At 68.5% G+C, this 15,418-nt stretch carries 12 protein-coding genes and 5 pseudogenes; 6 read left to right on the top strand and 11 right to left on the bottom strand.

Annotated features, from left to right (window positions below):
• Positions 1-98: 98 nt before the first annotated feature.
• Positions 99-1,097 carry an ATP-binding cassette domain-containing protein gene (locus KY497_RS16585; protein WP_258185827.1) on the bottom strand — a complete coding sequence of 333 codons (999 nt, stop codon included), beginning with the start codon at positions 1,095-1,097 and terminating at the stop codon, positions 99-101.
• A gap of 90 nt (positions 1,098-1,187) precedes the next feature.
• Between KY497_RS16585 and KY497_RS02780 the strand changes: the two genes are divergently transcribed.
• From KY497_RS02780 to KY497_RS02765, 4 genes are all read left to right on the top strand, one after another.
• Positions 1,188-2,318, top strand: coding sequence for a class I SAM-dependent methyltransferase (locus KY497_RS02780; protein WP_219869777.1), 1,131 nt, complete (start codon positions 1,188-1,190; stop codon positions 2,316-2,318).
• Positions 2,319-2,655: 337 nt separating this feature from the next.
• Positions 2,656-3,957 (top strand): glycine betaine/L-proline ABC transporter ATP-binding protein, encoded by a 1,302-nt coding sequence (locus KY497_RS02775; protein ID WP_219869776.1) that lies wholly within the window; start codon positions 2,656-2,658, stop codon positions 3,955-3,957.
• Positions 3,957-4,958, top strand: coding sequence for a proline/glycine betaine ABC transporter permease (locus KY497_RS02770; protein ID WP_141385546.1), 1,002 nt, complete (start codon positions 3,957-3,959; stop codon positions 4,956-4,958). The genes KY497_RS02775 and KY497_RS02770 overlap by 1 nt, the downstream gene beginning before the upstream one ends.
• Before the next feature lie 53 nt (positions 4,959-5,011).
• Positions 5,012-5,917, top strand: a complete 906-nt coding sequence (locus KY497_RS02765) for a glycine betaine ABC transporter substrate-binding protein (RefSeq protein ID WP_141385545.1) — start codon at positions 5,012-5,014, stop codon at positions 5,915-5,917.
• 191 nt (positions 5,918-6,108) lie between these two features.
• Here the strand turns inward: KY497_RS02765 and KY497_RS02760 are convergent.
• Both KY497_RS02760 and KY497_RS02755 read right to left on the bottom strand, forming a co-directional pair.
• A pseudogene (locus tag KY497_RS02760) lies at positions 6,109-6,820 on the bottom strand (ABC transporter permease).
• A gap of 40 nt (positions 6,821-6,860) precedes the next feature.
• Positions 6,861-7,292, bottom strand: a pseudogene (locus tag KY497_RS02755) (ABC transporter ATP-binding protein); the annotation flags it as partial.
• Here KY497_RS02755 and KY497_RS16580 point away from each other — a divergent pair.
• Positions 7,236-7,778 (top strand): hypothetical protein, encoded by a 543-nt coding sequence (locus KY497_RS16580; protein WP_258185826.1) that lies wholly within the window; start codon positions 7,236-7,238, stop codon positions 7,776-7,778. The pseudogene KY497_RS02755 and the gene KY497_RS16580 sit on opposite strands and share 57 nt — an antisense overlap.
• Before the next feature lie 241 nt (positions 7,779-8,019).
• Here KY497_RS16580 and KY497_RS02745 read toward each other — a convergent pair whose 3' ends face one another.
• Positions 8,020-8,862, bottom strand: coding sequence for an SDR family NAD(P)-dependent oxidoreductase (locus KY497_RS02745; RefSeq protein ID WP_141385543.1), 843 nt, complete (start codon positions 8,860-8,862; stop codon positions 8,020-8,022).
• A gap of 2 nt (positions 8,863-8,864) precedes the next feature.
• On the opposite strand from KY497_RS02745, the pseudogene KY497_RS02740 reads away from it, so the two are divergent.
• Positions 8,865-9,401, top strand: a pseudogene (locus tag KY497_RS02740) (fumarylacetoacetate hydrolase family protein); the annotation flags it as partial.
• Positions 9,402-9,656: 255 nt separating this feature from the next.
• Here KY497_RS02740 and KY497_RS02735 read toward each other — a convergent pair.
• The 7 genes and pseudogenes from KY497_RS02735 to purL form a co-directional block, all read right to left on the bottom strand.
• A pseudogene (locus KY497_RS02735) lies at positions 9,657-10,346 on the bottom strand (SMP-30/gluconolactonase/LRE family protein); the annotation flags it as partial.
• Positions 10,343-11,101, bottom strand: coding sequence for a spermidine synthase (locus tag KY497_RS02730; protein WP_219869775.1), 759 nt, complete (start codon positions 11,099-11,101; stop codon positions 10,343-10,345). The pseudogene KY497_RS02735 and the gene KY497_RS02730, both read right to left, overlap by 4 nt.
• Before the next feature lie 71 nt (positions 11,102-11,172).
• On the bottom strand, positions 11,173-11,988 hold the full coding sequence (locus tag KY497_RS02725; protein ID WP_219869774.1) for a hypothetical protein: 816 nt from the start codon (positions 11,986-11,988) through the stop codon (positions 11,173-11,175).
• Positions 11,989-11,995: 7 nt separating this feature from the next.
• Positions 11,996-12,454, bottom strand: a pseudogene (locus tag KY497_RS02720) (VOC family protein).
• Between the two features lie 38 nt (positions 12,455-12,492).
• Positions 12,493-12,843, bottom strand: coding sequence for a TraR/DksA C4-type zinc finger protein (locus KY497_RS02715; protein ID WP_219869773.1), 351 nt, complete (start codon positions 12,841-12,843; stop codon positions 12,493-12,495).
• A gap of 89 nt (positions 12,844-12,932) precedes the next feature.
• Entirely contained in the window at positions 12,933-13,088 is a 156-nt protein-coding gene (locus tag KY497_RS02710; protein WP_170287942.1) for a hypothetical protein, read from the bottom strand.
• Positions 13,085-15,415, bottom strand: coding sequence for a phosphoribosylformylglycinamidine synthase subunit PurL (purL, locus tag KY497_RS02705; protein WP_219869772.1), 2,331 nt, complete (start codon positions 15,413-15,415; stop codon positions 13,085-13,087). The genes KY497_RS02710 and purL overlap by 4 nt, the downstream gene beginning before the upstream one ends.
• Positions 15,416-15,418 lie beyond the last annotated feature (3 nt).

Genomic DNA, 15,418 nt, shown 5'->3' with positions numbered 1-15,418 from the left:
CCCGACAGTCGTGCATCCTCCCGACAAATGATCCGAGGCGAGACGGAACGGCGGGCGGGACGGTGTAGCGGGGTGGGATGGAAAGGGGCGGGCGGGAGTCAGCTCGGGTCGGTCTCGCGGCGCTGTTCGTGCCAGTCGTCGACGATCTGCAGCATGCGCGCGGAGAGGAAGCGGAAGAACTCGGCGAGCTCGACGGCCCGGTCGTGGGCGCCCTGGTCGTCGGTGTGAGCGGCGGCGATGTCGTCGATGTACGCGGACAGGCGGAAGTACACGGGCATGTTCCCCGCGATCGAAGTCGTGAACGGGTCGTGCACGAACTCGTAGCGGTCGCGGCGCTCCCCCGGCCGTGAGCGGCGCTGGACGAAGTGCAGCTGCTGCAGGTAGCGCACCGCACCGGAGACGGCCGCAGCCGAGACGCCGAGACGCTCGCCGAGCTGGGAGGCCGTATACCCACCCGCGGGCGCGGCGATCAGCGCCATCATCACCCGGTCGCACAGCTGCTCGACTTCGCTCATGATGTGGCTCGACAGCAGCACGGTCGCGCCGTTCGCATGGGCGCGGGCGACTTCGTGCTGGAAGATGACCGCCATCAGCGGATCGAGTCCGCTGGTGGGCTCGTCGAAGATGTAGAGGTCGGCGGGCACCGCGAACGCCGCGATCAACGCGACCTTCTGCCGGTTGCCCTTCGAGTAGGCGCGGCCCTTCTTGCGTGGGTCGAACTGGAAGGCGTCCAGGAGCCGCTTCTTCTCGCGCTGGTACCCGGGGTCGTTCGTGCGGGCGCCGCGCAGACGGGCGAGCAGATCGACGGCCTCGCCTCCGGACAGGTTCGGCCACACGCTGACGTCGCCGGGAACGTACGCGATGCGTCGATGCAGGTCGACGGCGCGCTCCCAGGGGTCTTCGCCGAACACGGTCGCCTGGCCGGAGGTGCGCCGGGCGAGGCCGAGCAGGATGCGGATCGCGGTCGACTTGCCTGCCCCGTTCGGCCCCAGGAAGCCGTGCACCTGACCGTGCTCGACGGTGAGGTCGAGGCCGTCGAGCGCGTACACGGTGCCGTAGTGCTTGGCGAGGTCCTGGGTGGCGATGACGGTGGTCATGCGCGGGAGCGTACGCCCGATTCAGGAAGTTGTGAATCGGGCGAAGACGACGCATGCGAAATCCTCACGGCCCCCGCGTACAGTGGGCTGGTGCCGGAGTTCCCCTACAGCCGCCTGCGCCGCTGGCCCGACGTCGAGGCGGACAACCTCCAGGCGTATGACGCGACCGATCTGCTGCTCGTCGAACGGGCGCTCGCCCTCGATGCCCCGGGTTCCGAGACCGTCGTGATCGGTGACGAGTACGGCGCGATCACCCTGGCGCTGACGGCTGCCGGACGACACGGCATCCGGGTGCATCAGGACCTCGCGACCGGTCGTCGAGCCCTGAGCCGCAATGCCGAGGAGCTCGGGCTCGCCGGCTTCACCGCACACGAGCTCGACGCCAAGCTGCTCGCCGGGGCGAAAGTCGTGCTGCTGCAGCTGCCGAAGGCACTCGCGGAACTCGAGGAGATCACGGATGCGGTGGTCCGCTGGGCGGCGTCCGACGTCGTGCTCATCGCGGGAGGTCGTGTGAAGCACATGACCCTCACCCAGAACGAGGTGCTCGCGCACCGTTTCGCCCAGGTGCAGGCCCAGCGCGCGGAGCGCAAGTCGCGGCTGATCGTGGCGTCGGAGCCGCTCCCCGCCCCGTCGACACCGCCGTTCCCCGTGAGCGCGCAGCACGACGGGCTCACTCTGGTGGCGCACGGCGGGGCCTTCGCGGGCGCGCGCCTCGACATCGGCACCCGGGTGCTGCTGGAGGTGCTCGGCGCTCAGGCGACGGGGGCGGCGGTCGACGTGCTCGACCTCGGCTGCGGCACCGGGGCGCTCGCGGTCTCGTACGCGCTCGCCCATCCCGAGGCGCGCGTGACGGCGACCGACCGGTCGGCAGCGGCCGTGGCCTCCGCGCGGGCGACGGCGGCCGTGAACGGGGTCGCCGACCGGGTCGTGGTCACCCTCGACGACGCTGCCTCGGACGTCCCGGATGCGAGCGTCGACGTGGGGCTGCTGAACCCGCCGTTCCACCTCGGGGCGAGCGTCCACACGGGGGCGGCGACCCGCCTGTTCGAGGCCGCGGCGCGCGTGCTCCGACCCGGCGGAGAGCTCTTCACGGTCTACAACTCCTCGCTCGCGTATCGTCCGGAACTCACCCGGCTGATCGGTGCGACCACGCAGGTGACACGCACGGCGAAGTTCACCGTGACGCGCAGCATCCGCCGTTCCGACACGCCCGATTCCTGACGCCGGGGCCCTCGTCAGGGGGATTGTTGAATACCCGTGCAATTCCCCGGTCAGCCGCTGAAACTCGCGCAGGTCGAGCACCGGGGATTTGCCCCTGATCGGCCATTTCGTTACGTTGGAACGTGGGCCTGACGGCCCGAAGACCAGTCCGCGACCACGTCCTTCTTTCGATGAGCTGTGCTGCGAAGAGGCGTGGACGTACGGTCGATGCTCTATCGCGGCGGATCCGAAATCCGCCGCCTGTGCCGCCACAGCGATCATGTCGAACGGCCCCGAGAGCTCACCCGGGCGTAACCGGAGCAGGCTCAGCCACCCGAAGGCGAGCCGCGGGGGAAACGTGTCCGAAATCGCTCTCGAAGCGCGCAATCTGTACAAGGTTTTCGGTAAGAATCCGAGCACCGCCGTCCGTCGGTTGAAAGCCGGTGAGAGCCGCACCGCCGTCGCGGATGCCGGTACCGCAGCGGTCATCGACGCCAGCTTCACCGTCAACCGCGGTGAGATCTTCGTCATCATGGGGCTGTCCGGATCGGGCAAGTCCACCATCATCCGCATGCTCAACGGGCTGCACGATGTCACCTCCGGAACCGTCACGGTGAACGGTGATCCCATCACGGGCATTCCGTCGTCGAAGCTCCGCGAGATCCGTCGCGACCGCATCTCGATGGTCTTCCAGCACTTCGCCCTGCTGCCGCACCGCTCCGTCGCCGCGAACGTCGCCTACCCGCTCGAGCTGAAGGGCGTCGGCAAGGTCGGGCGCCTGGCCAAGGCCGAGGAGATCCTGTCCCTGGTGGGTCTCGAGGGCCAGGGCGAGAAGCTCCCGTCCGAGCTCTCCGGTGGCATGCAGCAGCGCGTGGGGATCGCCCGTGCGCTCGCCGCCGACAGCGACATCCTGCTGATGGACGAGGCATTCAGTGCGCTCGACCCGCTGATCCGTCGCGAGATGCAGGAGCAGCTGCTCGAACTGCAGCAGAAGCTGCAGAAGACGATCGTCTTCATCACGCACGACCTGAACGAGGCCATGTTCCTCGGCGACCGGATCGCCGTGATGCGCGACGGCCGCATCGTGCAGATCGGCACCCCCGAGGACATCCTGATGGACCCGGCCAACGACTACGTCGAGCAGTTCGTGCAGGACGTCGACCGCGCTCGCGTGCTCACCGCCGCGAACGTGATGGAGCGCCCGCGCCCCGTCGTGCCGCACACCGCAGGTCCGCGCACCGCGCTGCGCCAGATGCGCGATGCGTACATGTCGGCGACCTACGTGGTCGGTCGCGACCGCCAGCTCGTCGGTGTCGTCACCGACCGGGATGCGGTCAAGCTCGTGCGCAACGGCGCGACCACTCTCGACTCGATCCTCAAGCCCGTGCTGCAGAGCGTGCGCGAGGACGAGGTGCTGATGAACCTGTTCGTCCCCGCCGTCGAATCACCGCTGCCGCTCGCGGTGACCGATGCCGACGGCCGCCTGGTGGGCGTGATCCCGCGTGTGACCCTGCTCGCCGCCCTCGGCCCCGGCCCCGGTGCGACCGAGGAGATCACCCTCCCGCTGATGCCGATGCCGCAGGCCGAGATCGATGCCGTGCTCGATGACGGGTGGACCGCCGACCCGGCCGATGCCCCGACCACGGAGGAGGTGCGCTGATGGATGACTTCCGCATCCCCGTCGGAACCTGGATCGAATCCGGCGTCGACTGGATCAAGGACAACCTCGACGGTCTGCTCGACGTGATCTCGTTCGTGATGAGCTTCCTCGTCGACGGCCTCACGCGCATGCTGCTGACCCCGCACTTCGCGGTCATCATCGTGATCGCCGCGCTCATCGCCTGGGTCGTGCGCTCGTGGCAGCTCGCGATCGGAACGGTCGTCTCCTTCGGCCTGATCGTGGCGATGGATCTGTGGATCCCCGCCATGCAGACCCTTGCGCTCGTGCTCGTCGCCGCCGTGATCGCGGTGCTGATCGCCGTGCCGCTGGGCATCTGGTCGGCACGCAACGCGACCGTGCGCGCGGTGCTCAAGCCCGTGCTCGACTTCATGCAGACCATGCCGGCGTTCGTGTACCTGATCCCGGCGATCGTGTTCTTCGGCATCGGCGTGGTGCCGGGCCTCGTGGCCACCGTGATCTTCGCGCTGCCCCCGGGCGTGCGACTGACCGAGCTCGGCATCCGCGGTGTCGACTCCGAGACCGTCGAGGCCGGACACGCGTTCGGTGCCAAGCCGGGTCAGATCCTGCGCGGCATCCAGCTCCCCCTCGCGATGCCGACCATCATGGCCGGCGTCAACCAGGTCATCATGCTCGCCCTGTCGATGGCGGTCATCGCCGGAATGGCGGGTGCGGACGGCCTCGGGAAGATGGTGGTCGAGGCGATCTCGACCATCAACATCCCCAAGGGTGTCGAGGCCGGTCTCGGCGTCGTGCTGATCGCCGTCTTCCTCGACCGCGTCACCGCAGCGCTGGGCGCACCGGGCGAGAACCGCTCCTCGCTGCTGGGCATGCTCGCGCGGCGCCGCGCGCCGCGCGACGGTGGTGGCGGAACAGCATCCGCCCCCGCCCCCGAGGTCACCGCGCAGCAGGATGCCGCGGACGAGGCGGAGCGCGTCCAGGCGTCGCCGCGTCGGGCGCCCATCGGCGGCGGAGTGCACTGAGAGTTTCACCCCTACGGAACAACACACATACGAAACCGAGAGAGAGAAATCACATGAAGAAGAAGATCCTCGCAATCACAGCAGTCGGCATCGCTGCATCCCTCACCCTCGCGGGATGCAGCGGTGACGGCGCCGGTGGCACGGGCGGCGACAGCAACGCCGACGACAAGGGCACGATCACCCTGGGCTTCCTGCCCTCGTGGACCGACGGCCTGAGCACCGCATACCTGCTGCAGGACCAGCTCGAGAAGATCGGCTACACGGTCGAGATGAAGACGCTCACCGAGGCGGGCCCGCTCTACACCGGCCTCGCGCAGGGTGATGTCGACATGTACCCGTCGGCCTGGCCCGAGCTCACCCACGCCACGTACATGGAGAAGTACGGCGACGACATCGAGGACATCGGCACGTACTACGACAACGCCAAGCTCACGATCGCGGTGCCGGAGTACTCCGAGCTGAACTCGATCGAGGACCTCAAGGGCAAGGGTGCGGAGTTCGACGGCAAGATCATCGGGATCGAGCCGGGTGCGGGCCTCACCGCCCAGACCGAGAAGATGATCCCCGAGTACGGCCTCGACGGCGAGTACCAGCTCGTCACCTCGTCGACCGCGGCGATGCTCACCGAGCTGAAGACCGCGACCGACAAGCAGGAAGACCTCGTTGTCACGCTGTGGCGTCCGTTCTGGGCCAACGATGCCTTCGCCATGAAGGACCTCGAAGACCCGAAGGGCGCGATGGGCAAGGCCGAGGGCCTGCACTTCCTGGGTACCAAGGGCTTCGCCGAGGAGTTCCCCGAGGCTGCAGAGCTGATCGAGAAGATCAAGCTCGACGACGAGCAGTACGGCGCGCTCGAGGACCTCGTGGTCAACGAGTACGGCGAGGGCAAGGAAGCGGATGCGGTCGACGCATGGCTGAAGGAGTACGGCGACCAGTTCGACTGGACCGTCACCAGCTGACCCGCCTCACACACACGCCTCTCAGAGGTTCGCTCCGGTCGCACTTGCTGCCGCTTCCCGGTCCGCCGGGCGGCAGGAAGTGCGACCGGAGCTTCTGCGTTCCGGCGCCGGTAGAACCTCGCCGAGCGCGGCGAAACGCCCCGGCCGGGTCGAGTGACCCGGTCGGAGCGTCCCGTCTCGCTGGGCGAAGATCAGCTGACCTTCTTCCGGTAGGAGATGATCGCGAACACGTAGGCGACCACGAGGATGCCGACGCACCAGACGAGGGCCACCCAGATGTCGGAGCCGACGGGCTTCTCGGCGAACAACGCCTGGACGGTGTTGACGATCGAGGTGACGGGCTGGTTGTCGGCGAACCACTGCACCGGAGCCGGCATGGTGTCGGTCGGCACGAACGCCGAGCTGATGAACGGCAAGAAGATCAGCGGGTACGAGAACGCACTCGCGCCGTCGACCGTCTTGGCGTTCAGACCCGCGATGATCGCCAGCCAGGTGAGTGCCAGGGTGAACAGCATCAGGATGCCGATCACTCCGAGCCAGGCCCACAAGCTCGCCCCGGTGCGGAAACCCATCAGGAATCCGACGCCGAAGATGATCGCCAGCGTGATGGCGTTCGCCGTCAGCGACGTGAGCACGTGCGCCCACAGCACGCTCGATCGGCATGGAGTGGAACCGCTCGAAGATGCCGCTCTGCATGTCGGTGAACAGCCGGAACGCCGTGTACGCGATGCCCGAGGCGATCGCGATGAGCAGGATGCCGGGGAGCAGGTAATTCACGTAGTTGTCGGTGCCGGTGCTCTGCTGGAGCGCACCGCCGAAGACGTAGACGAAGAGGAGCATCAGCGCGATCGGGGTGACCGCCGTGGTGATGATCGTGTCGGGGCTGCGGAAGATGTGCCGCATGGAGCGGCCGGTGAGTGTCGCCGTGTCGGCGGCGAAGTGCGTACTCGACCTTCGCGGCCGGGAGCAGCTTCTTCAGCTCGGCGAGCGTGCCGCCGGCGATGATGCGGCCCTCGTGCAGGATCGCGATGCGGTCGGCCAAATGTTCGGCCTCGTCGAGGTACTGCGTGGTCAGCAGCACGGTCGTGCCCGTGTTCGCGAGTTCCTTGACCACGCCCCACACTTCGATGCGGGCTTCGGGGTCGAGGCCCGTGGTCGGCTCGTCGAGGTAGATGACCTCGGGGTGTCCGACCAGGCTCATCGCGATGTCGAGGCGGCGACGCATGCCGCCGGAGTAGGTGCCGACCTTGCGGGCGCCGGCATCCGTCAGGCGGAAGGTCGCCAGCAGGTCGTCGGCGACCTTCCCGGCGTCTGACAGGTGCCGCAGCTTCGCGACCAGCACGAGGTTCTCGCGTCCGGTGAGGCGCAAGTCGATGACCGTCGGGCGCAGGATGACGGCGAGCAAACCCCAGTGTCGCAATCATCTGCACAGCCTCCGGTCAAAGTGACTTGTGCATTACAGACACGCGAGATCGCAGGCGATGACGCGCACGGCCGGTATTCCGGAATTCACTCGTCGCAGCGGCAATGCCCGATGAAAAAAGTTGAGTATCGCGTCATCGAGGTCGGGATCTTCCGTCTGCAATGTACGGGGATGACTGGGGAGCGCTTGCGCCACCGTCGTTCCGATAGCACTTTCCGCGCGGAGGGGTCGGCCACGCATGTCGCGGTCACGAAGGGCGCGACCCACTACCGCGCCGTCGGCAACCGTTTCGAAGGCGGCGCGATCGAGCTGGCGGATGCCGCGTTCGGCGCATCGTCCACGCTGCTGCACACCGGCAACGTCGAGTCGGGTGTGACCCGCACGTCCTTCCCCGCCGCGGGCCCGCGTGTGGTGGATACCGCGAACGTCGTGGTCTGACGCTCTCCCGGGCGCCTGGCTTCGGGCGGGGCACCCCCGGGTGGTGCGTCCGTCGGGAGGTGCATCCGTCGGGAGGGGCATCCGTCGGGAGGGTCATCCGTCGGGAGAATGTCCGGATGTCGGACCGGTAAGCCTGTTCCGGTCCGACATCCGTGAGATCTCCCGACAGGTGCGCACTCCGGGGAGACGAACCGAGGGCGCGAAACGGGCACGCGAGCCGGGGCCGCTCGATGCGTTCGGGCTACGTGGCAGGGATGCCGACGAGCTCGGCGCTGCGCTGCCAGAGGGCCTCGGCGAGGGCGGCGTCGTTCACCTGCGGATTGATCTTCGTGGTCAGCTGGTGCTCGTCGTAGTAGGCGCCGGAGAACCAGGTTTCACCGGGGGTTCCCTCGATGAACCAGCGCAGTGTCGCACCGCCCTTGTCCGCACCGATGAGCATGAGGTGCTTGAGCGGGGTGCGGTAGAGCAGCCGCATGATGCTCGACGAGTCGGACGCGAAGTTCGTCTGCACGGTGCCGGGGTGGAAGGCGACCGCGCTCAGCCCCTGGGCGTGGAACTTCGTGTGCAGGCTCTTGGCGAACAGCACGTTCGCGAGCTTGGCGTCGCCGTAGGCCTTGTTCGGGCTGAAGCGGTGGCGGTTGTCGAGGTCGTCCACGTCGAGATGTCCGAACAGGCGGTGGGCGATGCTGGAGGTGTTGATGACTGAGCCTTCGGCCTTCAGCACGTGGGGGAGCAGCAGGTTCGTGAGCAGGAACGGCGCCAGGTGGTTGACCTGCATGGTCTTCTCGAAGCCGTCGACCGTCGGGGTCTGATCCCCGAAGATGCCGCCGGCGTTGTTCGCCAGCACGTGGATGCCGCTGTCGCCGACGGCATCGCTGATCTTCGCGGCCAGTGCTCGCACGTCGTCGAGGCGCGCGAAGTCGGCGGTGAACCACGCAGCGCCGGTCTCCTCGGCGATGGCGCGGGTCTTCTCGACCGACCGGCCGACGAGGATGAGGCAATGCGGGGAGGAGGCGAGCTGGCGGGCGGCCGCTGCGCCGATCCCGTCGGAGGCTCCGGTGAGGACGATCGTCTGCGGGGTCACGGGTCGGCCCGGACGATGTCGTGCTGCTGCCGCCCGGTGCGGAAAAGGTCGACTGGGAGGTCGAGCTGGCGGTCGTGATCGGCAAGACCGCGCGCTACCTGTCGTCTCCGGATGCCGCCCGCGAGGTCATCGCCGGCTACACGATCTCGAACGATGTGTCCGAGCGCGCCTATCAGCTCGACGTGTCGGGCGGGCAGTGGTCGAAGGGCAAGTGCTCCGAGACGTTCAACCCGCTCGGGCCGGCGCTCGTCCCCGCCGACGAGGTCGACCCGCAGGCGCTGCGGCTGCGGTCGTTCGTGAACGGCGAGCCGAGGCAGGACTCGTCGACCGCCGACATGATCTTCCCGGTGCTGCAGGTCGTGCACGAGCTGAGCCACTACCTGGTGCTCGAGCCCGGCGACGTGATCAACACCGGCACCCCGCAGGGCGTCGCGCTCTCCGGCCGGTTCCCGTACCTCCAGGACGGCGATGAGATGACGATCGAGATCGAGGGCCTCGGTCGCCAGCACCAGCGCACCGAGCGGGTGCACCTGCGCTGACCTGCGTCCTCCACCCGGCGGCCTGTGTCCGGGGCACGGTTCCTTTCGCTGAGTGCACCGTGCCTCGGGCAGAGGCCGTCGGTGCTGCCGCGAGGTCTCAGCCGGCGAGGGGATGACGGGGAGGCCGCGCACGCCCGGTCGCACGGCGAAGAGCGAACCCGCCTCGGTGCCGTGGTCGGGCCCCAGGCCCTGCGCCGAGGTGGTGATGTAGAGCGTGCCGAGGTCGTCATCGCCGAACGTGCACGCGCTGACCTGGGGCACCGGGAGATCGATCGTCGCGATGCGCTGTCCGGCGGCGTCGTAGCCGTGCACGGCGCTTCCGCCCCAGAGGGCGACCCACACGCTGCCGTCGGCGGCGACCGTGAGGCCGTCGGGTGACCCCTGTTCCTCGGGGATCACGACGAAGGCGCGTCGCCCGCGCAGCTCCCCCTCGGCCACGTCGAACACGTCGATGCGGTGCGTCGCGGTGTCGACGTAGTACGCGCGTCGTCCGTCGGGCGAGAAGCCGACGCCGTTCGAGATCGTCGCCCGCGCCAGCACGGTCGCGATGTTCAGGTCGGCGTCGAGGCGCAGCAGGCCTCCGGCATCGGCCGCGGCGTCGTAGGCCATCGAACCGGCCAGCAGTCGGCCGCGAGGATCGCAGCAGCCGTCGTTCATGCGCACACGAGGGTCGTCGCCCAGCGAGGCCACGGCCCTGGTGTCGCCGTCGACGTCGTCCGCGAGGTAGAGCGTGCGGGCGCCGACCGCCACCAGGCCGCCACCGGATCGGGGGCGAGCGAAGGCCAGGTACTCGTCGTCGATGTGCTGGCGGGTCACACCCTCGGGACGCAGCGCGAGCAGGTCGCCCGCGCTTCCGTCGACCCAGCGCAAGCCGCCCCAGCCCGCCCACCAGACGGGTGCTTCGGCGTGGTGGGCGATCGGACCGGTGACGTTCTCCGGGGTCATGCGTCCTCGCCCGCGTGCGGGGCGGAGGCATCGAGCGCCTCGGCACCCGTTCTGCGACTGCGCGCCACGTACACGGTGTTCGACGACGTGCCGCCCGTGACGGCGTTCTCGAAGTCGACGACATGAGCGACGGCGTCATCGAACACGGCCGTCAACTCGACCATGAACTCCTCGTCGGGTGGGTCATCCGACCACAGGGCGAAGACGCCGTCGGGGGCGAGATGACGGTCGAGCGCGCGCAGACCGGCGGCGTCGTACAGGTCGGCGTGCGTCGGATCCAGCTGGTGCCGCGGAGAGTGGTCGACGTCCAAGAGGATCGCCGAGTACCCGGTGCGACCCTCGACGGGCGCGGAGCGCATCACCGCGAAGAAGTCGTCTTCGAGCAGGGTCGTGCGCGGATCGTCGACGAGTTCCGCCGACACCGGGAGGAGCTTGCGCTCATGCCACCCGATCACGGCGCCCAGCCGGTCGATCACCCTGAGGGCGCTCACCCGCTCATCCCGCAGGGCCGCGACGGCGGTGTAGCCGAGCCCGAGCCCGCCGACCAGCACCGAGAGGTTGTCGCCGTCGACCGCTGCCAACCCCAGGTCGGCGAGCTCTTCCTCCGCCACGGTGAACAGGCTCGACATCAGGTACTCGTCGCCGAGCTTGACCTCGTAGATCTCCTGTCCCACAGCGGGCTCGGTGCGCCGGCGCAGAGTGAGGTCGCCGATCGGGGTGGACTGCCAGTCGAGCTCTTCGAACCGAGTGATCACTGCGGCATGCCTCCGTCGTCGTCCGCCCGGGTGGGCGGGATGCGGGCAGAACCCGCGGCTGTACCTGTGCTTCAGGACTGTTCGTCGCGGCGGGGGAGCCGGATCCGCTCGGGCTCAGGCGCGGCGGGCTCAGACACTGATGGTGCTGCCGGCGCGGAGATCTCTCTGGCCACCTGCTTCTCGAGCACGGTGACCGCGTCGTCGGAGAGCAGGATGAGCCCGTCGAGCTCTTCACGCACGCGCTTGTAGGCGACGTTGCGTTCGGCCTGTGTGGCTGATTCATCGACCGCGACCTTCAGCAGCTGCTGCGCGCGGTCGAGGCGCTTGCGCTCCGGTTCGGTGAAGGTCGAATCGCGCAGGCGTCTGGCGTCCTTCTCGGCGATCTCGAACGCGACCGCGTAGTCGCCGACGGCTTGCAGATACTCGGTGACCTGCTGCTCCGACACCTTCGCGTCTGCCGAGGCCGGTCGCAGGGCATCCGCCGTCTTCTTGGCGCGCAGGAACGCGGCGGTCAGGGGCTGGCGACCATCGCTCATGGCGGGGAAGGCGATGAGCTTCGCCACGTCGAGTTCGTAGTCGAGCCAGCGTGCGGTGATCTCGTCGTGCTCGCTGAACAGGCGCGCTACCAGGTCGTTCGGGGCGACGGATGCCGTCGTGTCGACGACGGAGGGCCCGCGGCGCCGGGCCTGCTGGGTCAGCGCACGCGCCTCGATCTCGGCGGTCTGCAGCTGCGCCTTCATGCGGAGAGTCTCCAGACGGCGCTCGTGTCGGCGCTTGGAGCTGCGCTCCCATGCCTTCGCGGCGCCGCCAGCCATTCCCATGATGGGGAAGATGAGCCACCAGTAGTGCTGCGCGAAGTTCCAGAAGCCCTGGATGAACTCGTCCATGATGAGTTCAGCCTACTTCTCGGCGGGCTCCGCTCTTCGTCAGGTCCTGCGCGAACATCACGAGGATGCCGCTCGGGCCGCGCAGATAGGTCAGCTTGTAGACGTCCTAATAGTCGGCGACGCCGCGGAGCGGGTGATAGCCGTGACGGGCGGCGATCGCCAGCGACTCGTCGATGTCGTCGACCGAGAAGGCGATGCGGAGCATGCCGATCTCGTTCGGCAGTGTCGGTTCGGTCTCGATCGCGGCGGGGTGGATGTACTCGAACAGCTCGATCCGGCCGCGCCCGTCGGGGGTCTGCAGCACGGCAATCTTGGCGTGGTTGCCGGCGAGTCCGACCGCGGTCGACGCCCACTCCCCGCTGACCTCGTCTCGGCCGATCGCGGTCAGACCGAGGTCTGTGAAGAAGGAGATGGTGGCTTCCAGATCGCGGACGGCGATACCGACGTTCTCGAGGGCGATGGGCATGGGTGGGATGCTACTCGCGATCATCGCTCACGTCAGGGCTATCGCCCGAGCTGCTCGGCGCAGGAGACGCAGTACTCCGCGAACGGTCGCGCCTCCAGGCGGCCGGCGGGGATGGGTCTCCCGCAGTTCGCGCAGACCCCGTAGGTGCCGGCGTCCATGCGGGCGAGTGCCTCGTCGACCTGACGCAGTTCGGATGCTGCGGCCTCGGCGAGCCCGGTCAGCCGCGACCACTCCGACGACAGCGTGACGCCTTCGGGGTCGTGTTCGTCGTCGTCGTTCGAGCCCGCCCGGTCGTGAGTGAGCTCCTCGAGCGTCGCGGCCGTCGCCTGCACCCGCGCCTCGGCCTGAGCGCGCAGTGCGAGCAGGCGGTCACGGGCGTCGGCGGTCATGCGCCCACTCTAAGCACAGCCACCGACATCCCGGGCCGGTGAGCCGTGTTCCGGGTCGGCGACCCGTTTCCGGGGCCGGTGACCCGTGTTCAGCCGAGGAGCAGCGTGATCACGGTCGCGCCGCCACCGCCGAGGATGAGCGCGATGATGACGGTCCACGCCACGATGCGCATGCGTCGGTTGCGCTTCTCGCCGAGGTCGCCGTAGTCCTCGTCGTTCGAGTCCTGACGGCTCACGTCGCTCATGCGCTGACCTCGGTGACGGTCGGGCCGAAGTACGACGGGAGGGTGGCCTGCGAACGCTCGCGCAGTTCGGCGGCCGTCACGGTGAAGACGCCCTGAACCTCGAGCTTCGCGCCTTCGCTGTCGGTCACGCCGATGCGCATCACCGGGTAGTCGCGTCCTTCGCACAGACCGCGGAACTTCACGTCGTCTTCACGGGGCACGGTCACCAGCACGCGGCCGGTCGACTCCGAGAACAGGGCGGATGCGGCATCCACACCGTCGCGCTCGATGATCTCGTTCAGCCAGACGCGGGCGCCGACACCGAAGCGCATGACGCCCTCGGCGAGAGCCTGCGCGAGGCCGCCTTCAGAGAGGTCGTGGGCCGAGGAGATCAGCCACTCGTCGCGAGCCGCCGACAGCAGACCGGCGAGGCGCTTCTCGCCAGCGAGGTCGACCTTGGGGGGCAGGCCGCCGAGGTGCTGGTGCACCACATCGGCCCAGGCTGAGCCCGAGAGCTCGGTAGAGGTGGTGCCGAGCAGGTAGATGTTCTGACCCTCGTCCTGCCATCCGGAGGGGATGCGGCGCGAGACGTCGTCGATGATGCCGAGCACGCCCACGAGCGGAGTCGGGTGGATCGGCACGTCGCCCGTCTGGTTGTAGAACGAGACGTTGCCGCCGGTGACCGGGGTGCCCAGCTCGTAGCATCCGTCGGCCAGGCCGTCGACCGTCTGACCGAACTGCCACATGACCTCGGGGTTCTCGGGAGAGCCGAAGTTCAGGCAGTCGGTGATCGCGGTGGGAACGGCACCGGTGACGGCGACGTTGCGGTACGCCTCGGCGAGGGCCAGCTGCGCACCCGCGTAGGGGTCGAGCTGGCAGTAGCGGCCGTTGGCGTCGGTCGAGACCGCGAAGCCGAGACCCGACTCCTCGTCGACGCGGACCATGCCGGCGTCGTCGGGGAAGCTCAGGGCGGTGTTGCCGAGCACGTAGTAGTCGTACTGGTTGGTGATCCAGCTCGTGTCGGCCAGGTTCGGCGAGGCGACGAGGCTCAGGAACTGCTCGCGCAGCGTCTCCGGGTCGTTCGAGCGGGGAAGGTTCTCCGCGGCATCCGCCTGCAGTGCGTCGATCCACGTCGGGTAGGCGACCGGACGGTCGTAGACGGGGCCGTCGACCGCGACGGTCGAGGGGTCGACGTCGACGATGCGCTCGCCCTGCCAGTCGATGATGAGGCGTCCGTCGCCGGTGACCTCGCCGAGCACGGAGGTCTCGACCTCCCACTTGTTCACGACCTCGAGGAACGCGTCGAGCTTCTCGGGGGCGACGATCGCCATCATGCGCTCCTGCGACTCCGACATGAGGATCTCCTCGGCCGTGAGCGTGGGGTCGCGCAGCAGCACGTTGTCGAGCGAGACCTTCATGCCGCTGTTGCCGTTGGCCGCGAGCTCGCTGGTCGCGCAGGAGATGCCGGCCGCGCCCAGGTCCTGGATCGCCTCGACGAGCTCGCCGCGGTACAGCTCCAGGCAGCACTCGATGAGCACCTTCTCGGCGAACGGGTCGCCCACCTGCACGGCGGGACGCTTGGTCGGACCGGTGGAGTCGAAGGAGTCAGAGGCCAGGATGCTCGCGCCGCCGATGCCGTCGCCACCCGTGCGAGCGCCGAAGAGCACGACCTTGTTGCCGACGCCGGTCGCGTTGGCGAGCTTGAGGTCTTCGTGACGCAGCACGCCCACCGCGAGCGCGTTCACGAGGGGGTTGGCCTGGTAGACGGAATCGAACACCGTCTCGCCGCCGATGTTCGGAAGGCCCAGGCAGTTGCCGTAGAAGCTGATGCCGCTGGTCACACCGTGCACGACGCGGGCGGTGTCGGGGTGGTCGATCGCACCGAAGCGCAGGGCGTCCATGACCGCGACCGGGCGGGCGCCCATCGAGATGATGTCGCGGACGATGCCGCCGACACCGGTCGCCGCGCCCTGGAAGGGCTCGATGAACGACGGGTGGTTGTGCGACTCGGCCTTGAAGGTGACGGCCCAGCCCTCGCCGACGTCGACGACGCCCGCGTTCTGGCCCATGCCCACCATGAGGCGTTCCTTCATCTCGTCGGAGACCTTCTGGCCGAAACGACGCAGGTAGTTCTTGGACGACTTATAGGAGCAGTGCTCCGACCACATGACGGAGTACATCGCCAGCTCGCCCGAAGTGGGGCGGCGTCCGAGGATCTCCTTGATGCGCGCGTACTCGTCGGGCTTGAGTCCGAGAGCCGCGTACGGCTGCTCCTTCTCGGGCGTCGCGATCGCGTTCTCGACAGAGTCGGGGACGTGCTGGTGGGAAGGTGCAGGGGCGGTGGTCACGCG

Source organism: Microbacterium sp. PAMC22086, from assembly GCF_019443525.1.
In the GTDB taxonomy this organism is placed as follows: domain Bacteria; phylum Actinomycetota; class Actinomycetes; order Actinomycetales; family Microbacteriaceae; genus Microbacterium; species Microbacterium maritypicum.
This window is presented reverse-complemented; position numbering and strand designations above follow the sequence as displayed.